Raw genomic sequence first — 18,400 nt, 5'->3', positions numbered from 1 at the left:
GTCCTCTCTGTCGGTCCCGGTCAGGACGTCGCGGTCGAGTAGTTGCCACCGAGGTACGCGCTGCGGACCCGGTCGTCGGCGCCGAGGGTCTCGGGTGTGCCCGTCGCCACCACCCGGCCCCGGTCCATGACGACCACGTCGTCGGCGACCCGGAACGCGGCCCGGACGTTCTGCTCCACCAGCACGATGGCCAGCTCGAGCTCGGACTTCAGCTGGGCGAGCGCGGCGAAGATCTCCCCGACCAGCCGGGGTGCCAGCCCCAGGCTGGGCTCGTCGAGGACGAGCACCTTCGGTTCAGCCATCAGCCCCCGCCCGATCGCCACCATCTGCTGCTCGCCACCGCTGAGCGTGCCGGCCGGCTGGTCCAGCCGGGTGGCGAGGCGGGGGAAGAGTTCCAGCACGTGGCCGCGGCGCGCGGCGGTGGCCTTCCGGCCGCGCCGGGTCCAGCCGCCGAGGGCCAGGTTGTCCGACACGGTCAGCGACGGAAAGACCAGGCGATTCTCCGGTACGTGGGCCAGCCCCGCCGAGGCGATCGCCTCGGGGGAAAGCCCCGTCAGGTCCCGCCCAGCCAGGGTGATCCGCCCCGAGGTGGGGCGCAGCAAGCCGGAGAGGGCGCGCAGCAGGGTGGTCTTGCCGGCGCCGTTGGCCCCGATGACGGCGAGGAGTTGGCCGTCGTCGACGGCGAGATCCACCTCGTGCAGCACCTGGAGCTTGTCGTAGCCGGCACTCAGCCCGGAGACGTCCAGCATCACTTCCCGTCCTCCTCGGACACTCTGCCGTCGGCGGCGTGCGCCACCGTGACGGGCACGTCCACCTCGTCGTCGTCCACGCCGAGGTAGGCGGCGAGGACCGCCGGGTCCTCCCGGACCTCGTCCGGTGTGCCGAGTGCGATCAGGTGCCCGTCGTCGAGCACCGCCACCCGGTCGGCGAGGGCGAGGACCGCTTCGACGTCGTGCTCGACGAGGACGATCGCCATCCCACCGGCACGCAGCCGGCGCAGCAGCCGGACCAGCTCGCGGCGCTCCCCACCCGACAGACCCGCCATCGGTTCGTCCAGCAGGAGCAGGTCCGGTTCGAGGGCGAGGGCCCGCGCGATCTCCAGCTGCCGCTGCCGGCCGAAAGGCAGGTCGGCGGCGGGTCGATCGGCGTCGCCGGCCAGGCCGGTGAGGGCCAGCAGGTCGTCGACCGATCGCTGGATCCGCCGCTCCTCGGCACGGGCCGGGACGGAGAGCGCGCCCCGCAGCATGCCGGCCCCGCTGCGCAGGTGGCGTCCGACCGCGATGTTGCCGCGCACCGTGGTCGACCGGAAGATCTGCAGGTTCTGGAACGTCCGCGTCGCCCTCGCCTCGGCGAAGACGTGCGGCTTGCGGCCGTCGATGCGGGTGGCACCGAGCCGGACCGAGCCCTCCGACGGCGCCAGGACGCCGCTGATCATGTTGAAGCAGGTGGTCTTGCCGGCCCCGTTCGGGCCGATCAGCGCGAAGATCTCGCCCGCTCGCACGTCGAACGACACCTCGTTCACGGCCGTCACGCCGCCGAAGCGACGGGTCAGGTCGCGTACCGCCAGCAACGTCTCGCCCGGCGCGGGCCGACCTTCCCGGGCCAGCAGCGGGGAGGTGTCCGGCTCGCTCCCGCCGACCGCCGCAGTGTCCCCGGTGGGGGGTGCCGGACGCCGGAGGCGGGCCAGCAGCCGTCGCCACACCTCGTGGATGCCGCCGGGTACGAACAGGATCACGGCGGTGAGCACGACGCCGAAGCCGATGAGCTGCACCTCGCCGACGGCGCCCGGGACCAGGGTGGGGATGACGCTGCGCAGCCCCTCGTCGAGGAATTCGACCGCGAAGGCGCCGATGATCGCACCCCACACGCTGCCGAGGCCGCCGAGCACCGACATCAGCAGGAACTCCACCGACAGCGGGAAGTACGCCGCGTTGGGGTTCACCACCCCGATCCAGTGCACGTACGCGACACCGGCCAGCCCGGCGAAGCCGGCGGAGAGGACGAAGACCTGCAGCCGGAGGCGGAACGTGTCGACGCCGAGGCACTCGGCGGCGATCTCGGAGTCGTTGACCGCCCCCAGGGCCCGCCCGATCCGCCCGGTGACGATGTTGCGGGCCAGCAGCAGCGCCAGGAACACCACCGGGGCGAGCAGCCAGAAGTACTCGGCGGCGCTGTCGTAGCGGCGCCCGCCGAAGGTCGGCTTGTCCACCCCGTAGATGCCGGAGGTGGCACCGAGGAACTCGGATTCGGTGGCGGCGACCGTGACGATGATGCCCAGTCCCAGGGTGGCCAGCGCCAGGTAGTGGCCGCGCAGGCGCAGCAGCGGCAGGCCCACCAGCAGCGCCGCGACCATCGCGAGGCTGACCGCGATGATCGCGGCCGGGATCATCGGCATCTGGTACTTCGTGATCAGGACCGCCTGCCCGTACGCACCGATGGCGAAGAAGGCCGCCTGCCCGAGGCTCACCTGCCCGGCGAGCCCCATGAGCAGGGTCAGGCCGATCGCGGCGAGTCCGTAGATCAGCGCGTACACGCCGACGTTGACGGCCGATTCGGAGGCCACCAGGGGGAACGCCGCCAGCAGCAGCGCCAGCACGACGAAGCCGACCAGTTCGCCCCGGCCGAAGCCGCGACGGGCGCGGGTCGCCATGGTCACCTTCCGGCTCTGCGGTGTGTTCACCGTTGTCTTGCCCGTCATCACACCCTGGCCACGGCGCGCTGCCGGAGAATGCCGCCTGGGCGCACCACCAGGACGACGATCAGGACGATGAAGGCGACCGCGTCGCGCAGGCCGGAGTCGACGTAGCCGGCGACGAGCGATTCGAGGATGCCGAGCAGGACCGCCCCGCCGATCGCACCCCGGATCGAGGTCAGACCGCCCAGGGTGGCCGCCACGAAGCCCTTGAGCCCCAGCGTGAGGCCGGAGTCCCAGGCGCTGAAGTAGATCGGGCTGGCCAGCACGCCGGCGATGGCGGCGAGCAGGCCGGCGAGGCCGAAGGAGACCAGTGAGGCCCGGGAGATCGAGATGCCGACCAGCCGGGCGGCGGTCGCCTGCTCGGCGCAGGCCTTCAGGGCCTTGCCGTGCAGGGTGTGCTCGTAGAACCAGGTCACGGCGACCGCGACCACCGCGGTGACCGCGAGGATCCAGAGGTACTGGGCCCGGACCGCGACGCCGAAGACGGTGAAGTCGCTGCCGGGGAAGGAGGTGAGGCCGGTCGCGTTGGGCCCCCAGATCAGCAGCATGGCGGCCTTCAGCGCGGTGGACACACCCAGCGTGAGGATGATCGACAACAGGGTCGTCATGCGCTTGACCGGGGCGATCGCGAGCCGTTGCATCAGTGCGGCCACGATCACGACGGTGACGACGGCCAGCCCAATGGCGGCGGGCAGCGGCATCCCGCTGCCCGCCGCGCTGATCGCGACCAGCCCCGCCAGTGCCACGAACTCGCCCTGGGCCAGATTGATCACTTCACTGACCGTGTAGATCGCGACGAAGCCCATCGCGATCAGGGCGTAGATGGCGCCGATGGAGACGCCGGCCAGGAGGAGTTGGAGGAGATCGCTCATCGTCTCGGGGCTACTTGTCCTGCAGGAGCTGCCACTTGCCACCGGAGACGGTGACGAGCACGAGTGCCTGCTTGCTCAGGCCGGAGTGGTCCTCCGGCGTCATCTTGTAGACCCCGGTGATGCCGACGAAGCCGTCGACCCTCTCCAGGTGGTCGCGGACCTTCTGCTTGTCCGTGCCGACGGCCTTGAACGCGTCCACGGCGAGCTGGAAGGCGTCGTACGCGTGCCCGGCGAAGGTGGAGGGCTTCTCGTTGTAGGCCGACTGGTAGTCGGCGAGGAACTTGGTCAGGACGTTCTTCTGCGGGTCGCTGTCGGGGAGTTGGTCGGCGACGAGGAGCCGGCCCAGTGGTGCCACCAGTCCGTCGGCGCTGCCCTTCGCGGTGTCCAGGAAGACCTGGTTGCCGATGCCGTGGCTCTGCAGGACGGGAGCGGTGATGTTGAGTTGCCGGTAGGCCTGCTGAGCGAGCCCAGCCGCCGGCGGGATCCCCCAGATGAGGTTCATGTCCGCCTTGGCGTTCCGAATGTTGATCATCTGGGCGGTGAAGTCGTTCGCGTCGGGCGCGAACTTCTCGACCCGGGTCACCGAGATGCCGCGGGGCTTGCCGAGGTCGGTGAGCATCTCGGCCACCCCCTCGCCGAACCCGGAGGAGTCACGCAGCAGGCCGATCGTCTTCCAGCCCTTGGTCTCGGCGTGGTCGATGATGTTCTCCAGGACGACCGCGTCGTTCTGGGCCGTCTTGAAGACCCACGTCGAGCCCTCGACGATCTTCGCGTTGGCCGCGAGCGAGATCATCGGGGTCTTGCTGGACTCCGCCACCGGCCGCATGGCCAGGCGCGGCCCGGTCCGGCTGGCGCCCAGCACGATGTCGACCTTCTTGCTGATCATTTCGTTCATCGCCTTGGCGGCGCCGTCTTCGGTGGACTGGTTGTCCTCGACGATCAGCTCGATCTGGCGGCCGTTGACGCCGCCGGCCTCGTTGAGCTGCTTGGTCAGCAGTTCCAGCGTCTTGCGCTCCGGCACGCCGAGGCTCGCGCCGGCGCCCGTGATGTCGAGCACCGCGCCGATCTTGATCGGGCCGCTGCTGTCGCCGCCGCCGGTCGTCGCGTCCTTCTCGGCGCAGCCGGTCGTCGCGACCATGAGAGTCGCCAACGCCGCTGTTATGACACCGACCCTGCCGGTCCTAGCCATCAGTTGCTCCCTTTGGTCGCGGCGTCGGGGGTGCCGGGATCGCCGCTCGGGGGTTGTTCGATAATCGAACACCCTGTTCCAATATTGAGTCGTGAGGTTAATCTTCTGTGAACCCCCACACAAGGGTGTGGCCAGGACGAAGTGAGGATCTGCCCAGGTGACGCACTCCCAGACCCTGGATCGCGGCTTGCGCATCCTGGAGGTCCTCGCCGCCGCCGACGGACCCCAGTCGGTGGCCGACCTGTCCCGTTCTATCGGTGTCCATCGCTCGATCTGCTACCGGATGGTGCGTACCCTCGAAACCCACCAGTTGCTGACCCGCCGGCAGGACGGCCTGTACGAGTTGGGCCTCGGATTGTCGGCCCTCGCGCGCTCCATCCGGCCGGCGCTGCAGTCCGCCGCTCTGCCCGCCCTGTCCGACCTCGCCGACGAGGTCGGCATGACGGCCTTCCTGGTGGTGCCCGAGAGTGACGAGGTGGTCACCCTGGCCAGCGTCGAGCCGCGGCGCACCCACGTGCACGTGGCGTACCGCCCCGGCGTCCGGCACCCGATCCACGTCGGTGCTCCGGGCATCGCGGTCCTTGCCGGCCGGCCGCCCCGCCCCGACGAGCCGGAGAAGGTGACCGAGGCGCGCGAACGCGGCTGGGCGTCGTCGTGCGGCGAGGTGCTGTCCGGGATGCGGTCGGTGGCCGCGCCCGTGGTCGACAACGCCGGAGGTCAGGCGATCGGCGCCGTGGCCGTCGTCTACGTCACCGAGGTCGCCGACCTTGCAGAGCTCGGTGGGCGGGTGGCGGCGGCGGCCGCCGCCGTCTCCGACCGACTCTGCTGACCGCTCTACCGATCAAGGATCCGGTTGCGGTGGAGTCGTTGCCACTGACCCGCCGACGGCCGGATCAGCACCCACCTGGAACATCCTGAGGAGGAGCACATGCAGGATCGCAGTCCCCGGCCGGAGGATTTGGAGCCCATCGAGCGGGCGTCCGTGGATGAGTTGCGGGCACTGCAGCGGGAGCGGTTGCGCTGGTCGCTGCGGCACGCGTACGAGAACGTGCCCCACTACCGCGCCGCCTTCGATGCCGCCGGCGTGCATCCGGACGACTGCCGCGACCTCGACGACCTGTCCCGCTTCCCGTTCACCAGCAAGGCCGAACTCCGGGAGAACTACCCGTTCGGCATGTTCGCAGTGCCCCGGGAGCGGATCGCCCGGCTGCACGCCTCCTCGGGCACCACGGGGCGGCCGACTGTGGTCGGCTACACCGCGGAGGATCTGCGGGTCTGGGCCCGCCTGATGGCCCGGTCGATCCGGGCCGCGGGTGGCCGCCCGGGTGACCGGGTGCATGTGGCATACGGGTACGGGCTGTTCACCGGCGGGCTCGGCGCGCACTACGGGGCCGAGGAGTTGGGGTGCACGGTGATCCCGGTGTCGGGCGGGATGACCGAGCGGCAGGTGATGTTGATCAGGGACTTCGAGCCTGATGTGATAATGGTCACTCCCAGCTACATGCTCGCCATTGTGGACGAGATGCAGCGGCAGGGGATCGACCCTCGTTCCACCTCACTGCAGGTGGGCATCTTCGGCGCGGAGCCGTGGACGCAGGACATGCGCCGGGAGATGGAGCAGCGGCTGGACATGCACGCGGTCGACATCTACGGGCTGTCGGAGGTGATGGGCCCGGGCGTGGCCAACGAGTGCGTGGAGACAAAGGACGGCCTGCACCTGTGGGAGGACCACTTCTATCCGGAGATCGTCGATCCGGTGACCGGGGAGGTGTTGCCCGACGGGGCGCGGGGTGAGCTGGTGCTCACCTCGCTGACCAAGCAGGCGATGCCGGTGGTGCGGTACCGCACCCGGGACCTGACCCGGCTGCTACCGGGTACGGCCCGCACGATGCGCCGGATCGAGAAGATCACCGGCCGCAGCGACGACATGATGATCGTGCGCGGGGTGAACGTCTTCCCGACCCAGATCGAGGAGTTGATCCTGCGTACCCCGCAGCTGTCGCCGCACTTCCAGTGCGTGCTCGCCCGGCAGGGGCGGATGGACACGCTGACCGTCCGGGTGGAACGGCGGGTCGGGGTGGCCGTCGACGCCGCCGAGCGGGCCGGCGCGGAACTTGTCGACCTGGTCAAGAACACCATCGGGGTGAGCGTGGCGGTCGACGTGATCGCCCCGGACGGCGTGGAGCGGTCGATGGGCAAGATGCGCCGGATCGTCGACCAGCGGCGGGCCGGCTGACGTGGGCGGGGCACGCAACGCCGCGTACGACATGTTCGACATCGATGCCGCCTCCCGCGGGCTCGGCATCGAGCTGGTCGAGGCCGCCGGCGGGGCGGCGGTGGCCCGGATGCGGGTGACCGGCGCGATGGTCAACGGCCACGCGATCGCCCACGGCGGCTACGTGTTCCTGCTCGCCGACACCGCGTTCGCGCTGGCCTGCAACAGTTACGGGCCGGTCACGGTCGCCGCCGGTGGCGACATCACCTTCGTCCGCCCGGCCCGCGAGGGTGACCTGCTGACCGCGCAGGCCACCGAACGCACCCGGTACGGCCGCAGCGGCGTCTACGACGTCACCGTCACCCGGGACGACGGCGAGGTGATCGCCGAGTTCCGGGGCCGCAGCCGGACGATCCGCGGTTGACCACGCCGTCGACGCGAGGGGCGCACCTCGGCCGGGCGGTGTGCCCGCTGGCGACCTGGCGCGTACCCCACGGGGTGCGGGTCCGGTTCAGCTGCTCTGCTTCTGCTGGCAGGGTACGCAGAACCGGGCGTGCGGCAGGACCTCCAGCCGCTCCCGCGGGATCGAGGCGGCGCACCGTTCGCAGACGCTGTACCGGCCCTCGGCGATGCGCCGCAGCGCGCCGTCGATCTGCGCCAGGCTCTGCCGGGTCGCGGCGATCATCGCACCCCGGGTGTGCGCCTCGCCCGGGTCGCCGGTGTCGGCGGTCAGTTGGGTCAACCTTGCGGCCTGCGCCTCGCGCTCGGTCGCCAGTGTGGATCGCAGCTCGTCGAGCCACTGCTGCTCGCCCGGCTCGGTGTGGAGGGTCATGCCGTGTCTCCTCGGAAAAGAAAAAGGGCCGAAGCTGTGTAGCTTCGCCCTGGTGGCCGGTCTCTGGGAGGTGCCGGTCCACGGAGGGCCACGCCCGGTGGGGCTCGGCAGTTGGATGGCCGCCGAGCCGGCGGGGGACGGCACGACCGCCCGCACCGTCCAGGGGGCAGCGCCGGCCGCCGCCGTCACCACGACGGCGGTACGCATCGGCTTACCCCACGGACACATGCTGGCCACCATAGGCCGGCGTGGCGGGGAAACCCAACGTCCTTCCCCGCCACGGTCGACGACGGGGTCCCCGAGCATCGCGGTCATACCGGCCCCGCCTGCCCAGGACGGGGTGGCCACGCCGGAGACGGATCCCTCACCCGGCGTGCCGGACGTGGCCCGCCCCCGGTGGTCGCTCCCGGCGTTTCCCGGCGACCGAACCACCCGCACCCGCACAGGGACGGCGGTTCGCTCCGCGGGAACTCTGCCAGTTGCTGCGACACGGATACGACCTGTCGGTAGGGGCGTCCGGTCGGCCGGCGGCGTGCGACCGCCGACCAGGCAGGACGCTGTCGGCGGGACCGGGCCACCGGCATCTGGGTCTCCGGGCCCCCACCGGCCGCGCCGAGCGGGCTGGCGTCGTCCGGCCTGACCGAGGCGAGCCCCGGCACGGGCGGTACGGTCGTGCCGGCCGCCGCGGTACGCCGCCGACGGGGCGCCGACGCGGTGGGTCCGGCCGGCGGCCGACGGGGAGGTCCGCTGTGTCCATCGCCCTGTTCACCCTCGGCGGGACCATCGCGATGGGCGGAGTCGACCGCGGCCGGCCCGGGGTCGTCACCCGGCTGACCGGCGCGGATCTCGTCGCCGCAGTGCCCGGGCTGGCCGACCTCGGACTGCCGCTGGACGTGCGGGACCCGCACGCCGTGCCGAGCGCCCACCTGACGTACGGCGACCTGCTGGACGTGGTCGAGGCCGCCTCGGAGGCGGTCACCGCGGGGGCCACCGGTGTGGTGGTCACCCAGGGCACCGACACGCTGGAGGAGTCCGCGTTCCTGACCGACCTGGTCTGGCCGCACGCCGCGCCGCTGGTGTTCACCGGCGCCATGCGCAACCCGACGCTGGCCGGCCCGGACGGCCCGGCGAACCTGCTCGCCGCCGCCCGGGTAGCCGCCGCGCCCGCCGCCCGCGACCTCGGCGTGCTGGTCGTGCTCGCCGACGAGGTCCACGCCGCCCGCTGGGTCCGCAAGACGCACAGCACCAGCACTGCCACCTTCGCCTCCCCGAACGCCGGCCCGGTCGGGCACGTCATCGAGGGGCGGGTGCGGTTGCTCACCCGCCCGGAGCGGCGGGAGCCGCTGCCGCCGGTCGACCGGGATCGGCTCGCCGCCATCCGCGTCGCCCAGTACACGGTGACCCTGGACGACGACGGTGGGCTGCTCGACGGGGTCGCGGACCTCCACCACGGGCTGGTGGTGGCCGGGTTCGGGGTCGGGCACGTCCCGGCCGTGCTGGCCCCGGTGCTGGGCGAGCTGGCGGGGCGCATCCCGGTGGTGCTCACCTCCCGCTGCGGCGCGGGATCGGTGCTGCGGCACACCTACGGGGCGGTCGGGTCCGAGATCGACCTGCAACGGCGAGGGCTGCTGAACGGCGGCATGCTCGACCCGTACAAGGCGAAGGTGCTGCTGCGGTTGCTGCTCGCTGCCGGCGCGGAGCGCGAGGCGATCGAGGTCGCCCTGACCCGGCACGGGTGAGGCCGGCGCGATGCCGCGACGCCCAAGCCGAGGGCGGCGCTCGATCCGCCGCACTGGACCGCGGCGGCGCGCAGCCGTACCGTGGTTCGGCGCCGGCCCGGGGAGCGTCCCGCCGGCTGTCGTGTCGGACCCACCGGCCGGCCGGGACGGGCCGGCCGCCGCGTCTGGAAGACTGCACCGGTGACTGGCGAGCGACGACCGTTGGCGGACCGGCCGTTGACCGAGCCGCATCCGGCGCGGTTGTCGCCGGGGCATCCGGACCGGGACCGGATCCTGGTGGCACACGCCGCGGCCCTGGCCGCCGGCGAGGCCGGCTACCTCGATCCGGCCACCGGTCTCTTCGTGCTCAGCGCCGGCTTCCTGGCCCGGCGCGGCACGTGTTGCGGGCGGGGTTGTCGGCACTGCCCGTACGTGGACGACTGACGATCGCCGGCGCGCGGCCCGTGCGGGCTACCGCCAGGGGCAGGGCAGGTCGTACCGTGTCCGGCGGACACGTCGGGGTGGACAGGGAAGGAGTGGTCGTGCGGGGGCGGATCGTGGTCACCGGGTTGGCGGCCGGGCTGCTGGCGACGGGCTGCGGGGCGGAGGCTGAACCGGTTGCGGTGCCGCCGCCGGCCCCGGTGGCTGTCGACATGGCGGCCGCTTCGTCAGGTGGGGCCTGCCGGCTGCTCGACTTCGACGTCATCGAGGAGCACGCCGGAATCCGGTTCGACGTGGCGGCGGCCAGCAAGAAGGGCGACAGCCACACCTGTGTCGTCCGCGCCGAGGCGGCAACCCTGCCGGAGCTGACCCTGACGGTCACCGAAACCTCGATCGACCGGGCGGGCTTCACCGCCGACGTGATGCCCAAGAAGGCAGCCAAGGTCTCCGGGTTGGGCGAGCAGGGGTACCGGCGGACCAGTGCGGCCAAGGGCGATCAGGGCCCGGTCGCGGAGGTGGGCTGGCTGGCCGGGGAGGGGCGGCTCGCCACCCTGCGCTACACCAGCCCGCCCGGCACGGAGAAGGCCACCGTGGAGGATCTGGCCGAAGCCTTGGTCGTCCTGGCGAAGCAGCTCGACCCCCGCGCCCTGTAGCCACCGCCGGCCCCCTCCCGCGATCTTGCACTTCCGGCCGCCGGCTCGCCAGATGTGCCCGGTGCCGGATGGGCAAGATCGCCAGGCCAGGTTGAGGGCGGGGTGGCCGGGAGCGGGTCAGGTGGCGGCGACGAAGACGCGGGAGGCGACCTCGCGGGGGAGCCGGATCCGGTCGCCGGAGCGGTCGATGGAGACGCCGTCGCGCTCCTGCGCCACGGTCACCCGGGCGCCCGGGTCGACGCCGGCGGCGTGCAGCTGGCGCAGCACGTCGGCGTTGGTCTGCACGCTCTCGCAGATCCGCCGCACCACCACCGGCCCGGACAGGCCGGGGAACGCCAGGTTGCGCTCACCCTCGGCCACGTCGACGGCCTCCGGCTCAGCAGAGCCCAGCTCCTCCAGCCCCGGGATGGGGTTGCCGTACGGCGAGCGGGTGGGCCGGTTGAGCAGGTCGTAGACCCGCTTCTCGACCGCGTCGCTCATCACGTGCTCCCACCGGCAGGCCTCCTCGTGGGCGTCCTCGTAGGGCATCCCGATCACGTTGACGAGCAGCAGCTCGGCCAGCCGGTGCTTGCGCATCACCGAGACCGCGGTGGCCCGGCCCTGCGCGGTGAGCGCCAAGTGCCGGTCGCCCTCGACCGTGAGCAGGCCGTCGCGCTCCATCCGGGCGACGGTCTGGCTGACGGTGGGGCCGCTCTGCCGCAGCCGTTCGGCGATCCGGGCGCGCAGCGGCGGCACCCCCTCCTCCTCGAGCTCGAGGATGGTGCGCAGGTACATCTCGGTCGTGTCGACCAGTGAGTGGGCGTTTATCTTAATCACCTGTCACGAGGAACGAACCGGAGGCTCTAGTGTCTCACGAGCAGCCCCTGAGCTGCCACCAGCACCACGCGGAGGCCCACCATGGGTGAGCCCGTACCGCTGAGGGTGCGCCATCTACTGCCGGATCAGCCAGGACCGGGAGAGCGAGGAGAAGGGCGTAACCCGCCAGGAGGAGGACTGCCGAGAGCTGGCCGCCCGGTACGGCTGGGAGGTCGTCCGCATCTACGTCGACAACGACCTGTCCGCGTCGACCCGCACCAAGAAGGTCCGCCCGGACTACGCGGCCATGGTCGCCGCCGTGAACGCCCGCAGGGTGGACGTGATCGTGTCCTACTCCAACAACCGGCTCACCCGCCGGCCCCTGGAGCTGGAGGACCTGATCCAGCTCCACGAGAAGACCGGCGTGCTGATCCACACCGTCAAGAGCGGCAACGACGACCTCAGCACCGCTGACGGCCGGATGGTTGCCCGGATCAAGGCCGCGGTTGACGCGGCTGAGGTGGAGCGGACCGCGGAGCGTGTCGCCCGTGCCGCCCGGCAGCGCCGGGAGGAGGGCCGCATCCACGGTGGCGCCCGGACGTTCGGCTACGTCCACGGCTCCCCGCTCGGCTACTGCCAGGAGATCGACCCGCTCGCCGCCAAGGCCATCCGGGAGGGCATGGAGGTCCTGTTCCTCACTGGCAGGGTGTCGGAGGTGCGGAAGCTCTGGCAGCGCCTCGGCGTCCCGACCCCGCTGGGCAAGGAGTGGCGCAACGACGGCAACGTGGCCCGAACCCTGCGCAACCCCCGCATCGCCGGCCTGGTGGCTCACGACGGGGAGATCGTTGGGGAGGGCAACTGGCCCGCCATCATCACTCGGGCCGAGCACGAGGCCATCCTTGAGGCCCTGGGAGCCAGGGGGGCAAAGGGGAAGGGCGGACCCCCGAGGCCCCGCAAGTACCTGCTGCCGGGGTTCGTGTACTGCGTCTGCGGCACCCCGATGTCCGCTCAGGTATTCGAGCCGAGGGTCGAGGGCAAGGGCGGCTACAACCGCTACATCTGCCTCTCTCAGCGGGGAGGGTGTGGCCAGATCTCCCGCCAGCGGCCCTGGCTGGAGGGCGTGGTAGAGGCGTGGGTGGCTGGCGCCATCGAGGGCAAGATCAGCGCCCCCGAGGGCGACCAAGCCGACGATCCCAACCCCGGCATCGAGGCCGAGATCCGGGAGCTGGAGGCGGGGATCAAGCGCCTGCGCGGCGCCGTAGCCAAGGGCGTCTTTACCGACGACGAGGCCCTGGAGGAGATCATCCCGATGCGGGAGCAGATCCAGGAGCTGCGGGCCAAGCAGGGGCAGCTAGCCAAGGAGGCCGCGATGGTCCCGATCGACAGGGACCAGGAACTAGAAGACTGGCTTGACGATGACCCGGAGAGCTTGCACAGGCGCAGGGAGATCCTGGGCCGCTACGTCAAGCGGATCATCGTCAAGCCAGTAGGTAGGGGCGGCAGCAACGGATGGGACGGGCCGCCGATCGACTCGGTAGTTATCGTCCCTCGCGGCTGAGCCGGTCCTTCCGGACGAAGGTGATGGTGACCGGCACCGGGCCGAGTGGCACGCCGTTCGCCTTCAGCCCGGACGGCCCGAAGGGCAAGGGCGAGGCGCAGATCGTGTCCTGCCCGAAGCCCAAGAAGTAGGATCTGGACATGGAACAGACGTTCGGCGTCGCGGTCGAGTACCAGGGTGCGCCCGTCAAGCCCTACCCCGAGGAGGGTGGGCAGACTGACGAGCGCGTGCAGTTGGCGAGCATGACGGTGGACGGGACCAGCAATACCCGCATCACCGCCTCGGTGACCGCCGAGACGGAGGAGGAGGCACGCGAGATCGGGGCGGCCGGCATCGCCGAGCTGGCCCGGACCCTGCGCCTGCCGTCCGAGCCCGTCAGGGTCAGCGTCACCGCCTAGCGACAAGCAAGGCATAGGCCCGGCTCCCCAGTGTTGGGGGCCAGGCCTTTTTTGCGCTTTTTCCGATTGGAAAGTCAGGCCGCGATGTCGACGCGGGTCCAGTCGAAGTGACCCTTGCCGTTGTGGATGTAGACCGCCTCGCGCGGGGCGACGCGCCGGGAGAGCCGCGCCTCGAACCAGACCTCGCCCTTGCGCCGGCCGTGGTCGTTCGCCGTGGCCCGGAGGTAGACGCGTGTGTCGGTGACCAACTCGACCCTGCGACCAGGTCGTGAGACTTCATATCGTCAGCGGCCCTCCGGTGGTCGATGCTACCTCGGACGTCCGACGATCGACCGCCGCCGAACCGGTGGCCGGCCCGGATGGTGTTGACTGGACGCCATGTCCGGTACTGATGATCTTCTGGTCGAACCCGACCGGCTCGCCGTCGAGCTCGACCGCGCCGACCCGCCCACCGTGCTCGACGTCCGCTGGCGGCTCACCGGCCCGCCCGGCCGGGACGACTACGCCGCCGGGCACCTGCCCGGCGCGGTCTTCGTCGACCTGGACACCGACCTCTGCGGGCCGCCCGGCGCCGCCGGGCGGCACCCGCTGCCCGACCCGGCCGCGTTGCAGGCGGCGCTGCGGGCCGCCGGCGTCCGCGCCGGTCACCCCGTGGTGGTGTACGACGGCGGTGACGGCATGGCCGCCGCGCGGGCCTGGTGGACGCTGCGCTGGGCCGGCCACCGCGAGGTGCGGCTGCTGCACGGCGGCTTCCCGGCCTGGCTGGCGGCCGGGCTGCCCACCTCGACCGAGGCGCCCGCGCCCCGGCCCGGCGACGTCACCGTCCGGCCGGGCGAGCTGCCGGTGCTGGACGCCGGCGCGGCGGCCCGGCTCGCCGCCGGCGACGGCGTGCTGCTGGACGTGCGGACCGCGCCCCGCTACCGGGGCGAGACGGAACCGATCGACCCGGTGGCCGGGCACGTTCCGGGCGCGGCCAACCTGCCCGCGGCGGAGTACGTCGGCCCGGACGGGCGGTTCCCGGCCGCCGACGCGCTGCGCGACCGGTTCGCCGCGGCCGGGGTGGGCGCGGACCGCCCGGTCGGGGCCTACTGCGGCTCGGGGGTGACCGCCGCGCAGGCGGTGCTCGCCCTGCACCTGGCCGGCCGGCCGGACGCGGCGCTCTACGTCGGCTCGTGGAGCAACTGGGTCGCCGACCCGGACCGGCCGGTGGCCACCGGGGCGACACCCGACGCGTGAGCGGAGGTCCCTGCGCCGCTCGTGCGACGATGAGCCCATGTCCGACGACACGGTGGTGGTGTGGGACGAGTCGCTGCTCGCCTACGACATGGGTGACCACCCGCTGGACCCGGTACGGGTCGAGCTGACCGTCGCGCTCGCCCGCGAGCTCGGCGTCCTGGGACGCCCGGGGGTGCGGCTGGTCAAGCCGGAACCGGCCGACGACGCGCTGCTGACCCGGGTGCACGACCCGCGCTACCTGGACGCGGTGCGCACCGCCCCGGGCGATCCGCTGTTCGCCGGGTTCGGACTGGGCACCTCGGACAATCCGGTCTTCCCGGGGATGCACGAGTCCAGCGCGCTGGTCGCCGGCGCCAGTGTGGCCGCGGCCGAGGCGGTCTGGCGGGGCGAGGCCCGCCGCGCGGTCAACGTGGCCGGTGGCCTGCACCACGCGATGCCGGCCCGGGCCGCCGGCTTCTGCGTCTACAACGACCCGGCGGTGGCCATCGCCCGCCTGCTCGACCTGGGCGCCGAGCGGATCGCGTACGTTGACGTGGACGTGCACCACGGCGACGGGGTGCAGCAGATCTTCTGGGACGACCCGCGGGTGCTCACGGTCAGCCTGCACGAGACCCCGCTCGCGCTCTTCCCCGGTACGGGCTTCCCGGACGAGACCGGCGGCCCGGAGGCGGTGGGGACGGCGGTCAACCTGCCGCTGCCGCCCGGGGTCGGCGACGCCGGCTGGCAGCGCGCGTTCCACGCGATCGTGCCCTCGGTGCTGCGCGCGTTCCGGCCGCAGCTGCTGGTCACCCAGTGCGGCGCGGACGGGCACCGGCTCGACCCGCTGGCCGACCTGCACCTGTCCGTGGACGGCCAGCGCGCCACCTACCTGGCCCTGCGGGCGCTCGCCGACGAGCTCTGCGACGGCCGCTGGATGGCCACCGGCGGCGGTGGGTACGCGCTGGTCGAGGTGGTGCCCCGGGCGTGGACGCACCTGCTGGCGGTCGCCACCGGAGAGCCGATCGCCCCGGCCACGCTCACCCCGCCGGCCTGGCGGGAACTGGCCACCACCCGCTGTCCCGGGCGGGAGGTGCCGCTGCGGATGACCGACGACGTCGACCCGACGTACGAGCCGTGGCAGCCGACCGGCGAACCGACAGCGGTGGACCGGGCCATCGCGGCCACCCGCAAGGCGGTCTTCCCGCTGTTCGGGCTCGACCCGCACGACCCCCGTGACTGAACCGGTCACGACCGGGCCGGTGTCGACCGCGCCGCAACCGGTGGACGTGCTGCTCAGCGACGGCACCACCGTCCAGCTGCGACAGATCCGGCCGGCGGACGCCCCGGGCATCGTGGCGATGCACTCCCGGTTCTCCGAGCGCACCCGCTACCTGCGCTACTTCTCGCCGTACCCGCGGATCCCGGAACGCGACCTGCAGCGCTTCGTCAACGTCGACCACCGCGACCGGGAGGCGTTCGTGGTGCTGGTCGGCGAGCGGATCGTCGCCGTCGGGCGCTACGAGCGGCTCGGCCCGGCGGCGCCCGAGGCCGAGGTGGCCTTCGTGGTCGAGGACGCCTTCCAGGGCCGGGGGATCGGCTCGGTGCTGCTGGAGCACCTGGCCGACGCGGCCCGCCGGGTCGGCATCGTGAACTTCGTCGCCGAGGTGCTGCCGGCCAACGGCGCGATGCTGCGGGTCTTCGCCGACTTCGGCTACCAGGTGCAGCGCGAGTTCGCCGACGGCGTGGTGCACCTGAGCTTTCCGATCGCGCCCACCGAGACGACGCTGGAGGTGCAGCGCGGCCGGGAGCACCGGACCGAGGCCCGGTCCATCGCCCGGCTGCTCGCCCCGCGCGGGGTGGCGGTCTACGGCGCCAGCGCCACCGGGCAGGGCGTCGGCGCGGCGGTGCTGGGGCACCTGCGCGACTTCGGCTTCACCGGGCCGGTGGTGCCGGTGCACCCGAGCGCGGCGACGGTCGCCGGGCTGCCCGCGTACCCGTCGGCGACCGCGGCCGGGCTGCCGGTGGACCTGGCCGTGGTCGCGGTGCCGCCGCACTCGGCGGAGGCGGTGGTCGCGGACGCGGCCGCCGCCGGGGTGCACGGCCTGGTGGTGATCTCTGCCGGCTTCGCCGAGGCCGGCCCGGAGGGGGCCGCCGCGCAACGGGCCCTGGTCCGCGCCGCGCACGCCGCCGGGATGCGGGTGGTCGGCCCGAACTGCCTCGGCGTCGCCAACACCGACCCGGCGGTACGCCTCAACGCCACCCTCGCGCCGCGGCTGCCGGTGCCCGGCCGGGTGGGCATCTTCAGCCAGTCCGGCGCGTTCGGGGTGGCCCTGCTGGCCGAGGCGGACCGGCGTGGCCTGGGGCTGTCCAGCTTCGTCTCCGCCGGCAACCGGGCCGACGTCTCCGGCAACGACCTGCTTCAGTACTGGCAGGACGATCCGGGCACCGACGTGATCATGCTGTACCTGGAGACGTTCGGCAATCCGCGCAAGTTCGCCCGGCTGGCCCGGCGAATCGGCCGGGACAAGCCGGTGGTGGCGCTCGCCTCGCCGGCCCGCCCGCCGGGCGTCGGCGACTCCGCCGGCCCGGACGAGGTCGCGGTGAGCGCGCTGTTCGCCCAGTCCGGCGTGATCCGGGTGGACACCGTGGCCGAACTGCTCGACGTCGGGGTGCTGCTGGCCAACCAGCCGCTGCCGGCCGGCCGGCGGGTCGGCGTGGTCGGCAACTCCTCGGCGTTGACCGGGCTGGCCGCCACCGCCTGCGCCGCCCAGGGGCTGACCGTCGCCGCCGGCGGCGTGCGGGACGTCGGCCCGCGCGCCGGGGCGGCCGAGTTCGCCGCCGCGCTGGCCGCCACCGCCGCCGACGACGAGGTGGACGCGCTGGTGGTGGTCTTCGCCCCGCCGCTGCCCGGCCAGCTTCCCGACGCTGAGGCGGACTTCTCCGCCGCGCTGCCGGACGCGCTCGCGGCCGGCAAGCCGACCGTGGCCACGTTCCTGGTCGGCCGGGCGCCCGTCGGGGTGCCGGCGTACCCGAGCGTGGAGGAGGCGGTCCGCGCCCTGGCCCGGGTCGCCGCGTACGCCGACTGGCTGCGCCGCCCACCCGGGACGTTGCCGGAGCTGCCCGGGGTCGACCGGGCGGCGGCGCAGGCGGCGTTGCGCCCGGAGGCCACCGACCCGGCGGCACTGCTCGCCGCGTACGGCATCGACGTGGTCGAGTCGGTGCCCGCGTGCTCGGCCGACGAGGCGGTAACCGCGGCGGACCGGCTCGGCTACCCGGTGGCGCTGAAGGCGGCCGCCCCCGGGCTGCGGCATCGGCTCGACCTCGGCGCGGTCCGGCTCGACCTGCCCGACGCGGCGACCCTGCGCCGCGCGTACGCCGAGATGTCCGCGGTCTTCGGCAAGGACGTGCTGGTCCAGCCGATGGTCGCGCCCGGCGTGGCCTGCGTGGTCGAGCTGGTGGAGGATCCGGCGTTCGGGCCGGTGGTCGGCTTCGGGCTCGGCGGTGTCGCGACCGAGCTGCTTGGCGACCGGGCCTGGCGGGCCGTCCCGCTGACCGACCGGGACGCCGCCGAGCTGGTCGACGAGCCGCGCGCGGCGCCGCTGCTGCGCGGCCACCGGGGCGCCGCGCCGGTGGACCGGGCGGCCCTGGCCGAGCTGCTGCTGCGGGTCGGCCGGCTCGCCGACGAGCAGCCCCGGGTGCGGTCGGCGACGTTGAACCCGGTGCTGGTCCGGCCGGACGGCCTCTCGGTGCTGCACGCCACCGTGCGCACCGGCTCCGCGGCCGACCGGCCGGACACCGGCCCGCGCCGGCTGTAGCGCC

Annotated in this window: 19 protein-coding genes; 11 read left to right on the top strand and 8 right to left on the bottom strand. The window is 73.0% G+C overall.

Annotated features, from left to right (window positions below):
* Positions 1-20: 20 nt before the first annotated feature.
* From FHX32_RS24125 to FHX32_RS24110, 4 genes are read right to left on the bottom strand one after another with little or no spacing between them, the layout of a single operon-like run.
* Entirely contained in the window at positions 21-749 is a 729-nt protein-coding gene (locus tag FHX32_RS24125) for an ABC transporter ATP-binding protein (RefSeq protein WP_167187531.1), read from the bottom strand.
* Complete coding sequence (locus FHX32_RS24120; protein WP_167187528.1) at positions 749-2,698, bottom strand: ABC transporter permease subunit; 1,950 nt, start codon at positions 2,696-2,698, stop codon at positions 749-751. The genes FHX32_RS24125 and FHX32_RS24120 overlap by 1 nt, the downstream gene beginning before the upstream one ends.
* Complete coding sequence (locus tag FHX32_RS24115) at positions 2,698-3,567, bottom strand: branched-chain amino acid ABC transporter permease (protein ID WP_167187525.1); 870 nt, start codon at positions 3,565-3,567, stop codon at positions 2,698-2,700. Before FHX32_RS24115 ends, FHX32_RS24120 begins: the two co-directional genes overlap by 1 nt.
* Before the next feature lie 10 nt (positions 3,568-3,577).
* Positions 3,578-4,705 carry an ABC transporter substrate-binding protein gene (locus FHX32_RS24110; RefSeq protein ID WP_167187522.1) on the bottom strand — a complete coding sequence of 376 codons (1,128 nt, stop codon included), beginning with the start codon at positions 4,703-4,705 and terminating at the stop codon, positions 3,578-3,580.
* A gap of 208 nt (positions 4,706-4,913) precedes the next feature.
* On the opposite strand from FHX32_RS24110, the gene FHX32_RS24105 reads away from it, so the two are divergent.
* From FHX32_RS24105 to paaI, 3 genes are all read left to right on the top strand, one after another.
* Complete coding sequence (locus FHX32_RS24105) at positions 4,914-5,585, top strand: IclR family transcriptional regulator (RefSeq protein WP_167187519.1); 672 nt, start codon at positions 4,914-4,916, stop codon at positions 5,583-5,585.
* 99 nt (positions 5,586-5,684) lie between these two features.
* Positions 5,685-6,992 (top strand): phenylacetate--CoA ligase PaaK, encoded by a 1,308-nt coding sequence (gene paaK, locus FHX32_RS24100; RefSeq protein WP_167187516.1) that lies wholly within the window; start codon positions 5,685-5,687, stop codon positions 6,990-6,992.
* Positions 6,993-7,023: 31 nt separating this feature from the next.
* Entirely contained in the window at positions 7,024-7,395 is a 372-nt protein-coding gene (gene paaI, locus FHX32_RS24095) for a hydroxyphenylacetyl-CoA thioesterase PaaI (RefSeq protein ID WP_167189189.1), read from the top strand.
* A gap of 87 nt (positions 7,396-7,482) precedes the next feature.
* On the opposite strand, the gene FHX32_RS24090 is transcribed toward paaI, so the two are convergent.
* Positions 7,483-7,803 (bottom strand): TraR/DksA C4-type zinc finger protein, encoded by a 321-nt coding sequence (locus FHX32_RS24090; RefSeq protein ID WP_167187513.1) that lies wholly within the window; start codon positions 7,801-7,803, stop codon positions 7,483-7,485.
* Between the two features lie 749 nt (positions 7,804-8,552).
* Between FHX32_RS24090 and FHX32_RS24085 the strand changes: the two genes are divergently transcribed.
* The 3 genes from FHX32_RS24085 (at position 8,553) to FHX32_RS24075 (ending at position 10,615) form a co-directional block, all read left to right on the top strand.
* Positions 8,553-9,542: an asparaginase gene (locus FHX32_RS24085; protein WP_167187510.1), complete on the top strand. Its 990-nt coding sequence runs from the start codon at positions 8,553-8,555 to the stop codon at positions 9,540-9,542.
* Positions 9,543-9,722: 180 nt separating this feature from the next.
* Entirely contained in the window at positions 9,723-9,965 is a 243-nt protein-coding gene (locus FHX32_RS24080) for a DUF5522 domain-containing protein (protein WP_167187507.1), read from the top strand.
* Between the two features lie 98 nt (positions 9,966-10,063).
* Positions 10,064-10,615, top strand: a complete 552-nt coding sequence (locus FHX32_RS24075; protein WP_167187504.1) for a hypothetical protein — start codon at positions 10,064-10,066, stop codon at positions 10,613-10,615.
* Between the two features lie 117 nt (positions 10,616-10,732).
* Here FHX32_RS24075 and FHX32_RS24070 read toward each other — a convergent pair whose 3' ends face one another.
* Positions 10,733-11,431: an iron-dependent transcriptional repressor DtxR gene (locus FHX32_RS24070; protein ID WP_167187501.1), complete on the bottom strand. Its 699-nt coding sequence runs from the start codon at positions 11,429-11,431 to the stop codon at positions 10,733-10,735.
* Between the two features lie 112 nt (positions 11,432-11,543).
* Between FHX32_RS24070 and FHX32_RS24065 the strand changes: the two genes are divergently transcribed.
* A complete protein-coding gene (locus FHX32_RS24065; protein WP_486481344.1) occupies positions 11,544-12,968 on the top strand; it encodes a recombinase family protein in 1,425 nt (474 codons plus the stop codon).
* Here FHX32_RS24065 and FHX32_RS24060 read toward each other — a convergent pair.
* Positions 12,949-13,110 (bottom strand): hypothetical protein, encoded by a 162-nt coding sequence (locus tag FHX32_RS24060; RefSeq protein ID WP_167187494.1) that lies wholly within the window; start codon positions 13,108-13,110, stop codon positions 12,949-12,951. The two genes, FHX32_RS24065 and FHX32_RS24060, sit on opposite strands and share 20 nt — an antisense overlap.
* Between FHX32_RS24060 and FHX32_RS24055 the strand changes: the two genes are divergently transcribed.
* Complete coding sequence (locus FHX32_RS24055) at positions 13,109-13,366, top strand: hypothetical protein (RefSeq protein WP_167187491.1); 258 nt, start codon at positions 13,109-13,111, stop codon at positions 13,364-13,366. The two genes, FHX32_RS24060 and FHX32_RS24055, sit on opposite strands and share 2 nt — an antisense overlap.
* 74 nt (positions 13,367-13,440) lie before the next feature.
* Here FHX32_RS24055 and FHX32_RS24050 read toward each other — a convergent pair whose 3' ends face one another.
* Positions 13,441-13,614: a hypothetical protein gene (locus FHX32_RS24050; RefSeq protein ID WP_167187488.1), complete on the bottom strand. Its 174-nt coding sequence runs from the start codon at positions 13,612-13,614 to the stop codon at positions 13,441-13,443.
* A gap of 130 nt (positions 13,615-13,744) precedes the next feature.
* Here FHX32_RS24050 and FHX32_RS24045 point away from each other — a divergent pair, with 130 nt between their 5' ends.
* The 3 genes from FHX32_RS24045 to FHX32_RS24035 are packed head-to-tail and all read left to right on the top strand — an operon-like array spanning position 13,745 to position 18,396.
* Positions 13,745-14,602, top strand: coding sequence for a sulfurtransferase (locus FHX32_RS24045; RefSeq protein WP_167187485.1), 858 nt, complete (start codon positions 13,745-13,747; stop codon positions 14,600-14,602).
* Between the two features lie 37 nt (positions 14,603-14,639).
* Positions 14,640-15,821, top strand: a complete 1,182-nt coding sequence (locus tag FHX32_RS24040; protein ID WP_167187482.1) for an acetoin utilization protein AcuC — start codon at positions 14,640-14,642, stop codon at positions 15,819-15,821.
* Between the two features lie 19 nt (positions 15,822-15,840).
* Entirely contained in the window at positions 15,841-18,396 is a 2,556-nt protein-coding gene (locus FHX32_RS24035; protein WP_167189186.1) for a bifunctional GNAT family N-acetyltransferase/acetate--CoA ligase family protein, read from the top strand.
* Positions 18,397-18,400 lie beyond the last annotated feature (4 nt).

The organism is Micromonospora sp. CNZ280 (genome assembly GCF_011759515.1).
This window is presented reverse-complemented; position numbering and strand designations above follow the sequence as displayed.

Coding starts and splice junctions, on each gene's coding strand:
- FHX32_RS24045 (WP_167187485.1), top strand. CDS start 13,745: ATGTCCGGTACTGATGATCTTCTGGTCGAACCCGACCGGCTCGCCGTC.
- FHX32_RS24090 (WP_167187513.1), bottom strand. CDS start 7,803: ATGACCCTCCACACCGAGCCGGGCGAGCAGCAGTGGCTCGACGAGCTG.
- FHX32_RS24055 (WP_167187491.1), top strand. CDS start 13,109: ATGGAACAGACGTTCGGCGTCGCGGTCGAGTACCAGGGTGCGCCCGTC.
- paaI (WP_167189189.1), top strand. CDS start 7,024: ATGTTCGACATCGATGCCGCCTCCCGCGGGCTCGGCATCGAGCTGGTC.
- FHX32_RS24040 (WP_167187482.1), top strand. CDS start 14,640: ATGTCCGACGACACGGTGGTGGTGTGGGACGAGTCGCTGCTCGCCTAC.
- FHX32_RS24125 (WP_167187531.1), bottom strand. CDS start 749: ATGCTGGACGTCTCCGGGCTGAGTGCCGGCTACGACAAGCTCCAGGTG.
- FHX32_RS24120 (WP_167187528.1), bottom strand. CDS start 2,698: ATGACGGGCAAGACAACGGTGAACACACCGCAGAGCCGGAAGGTGACC.
- FHX32_RS24115 (WP_167187525.1), bottom strand. CDS start 3,567: ATGAGCGATCTCCTCCAACTCCTCCTGGCCGGCGTCTCCATCGGCGCC.
- paaK (WP_167187516.1), top strand. CDS start 5,685: ATGCAGGATCGCAGTCCCCGGCCGGAGGATTTGGAGCCCATCGAGCGG.
- FHX32_RS24110 (WP_167187522.1), bottom strand. CDS start 4,705: ATGGTCGCGACGACCGGCTGCGCCGAGAAGGACGCGACGACCGGCGGC.
- FHX32_RS24060 (WP_167187494.1), bottom strand. CDS start 13,110: ATGTCCAGATCCTACTTCTTGGGCTTCGGGCAGGACACGATCTGCGCC.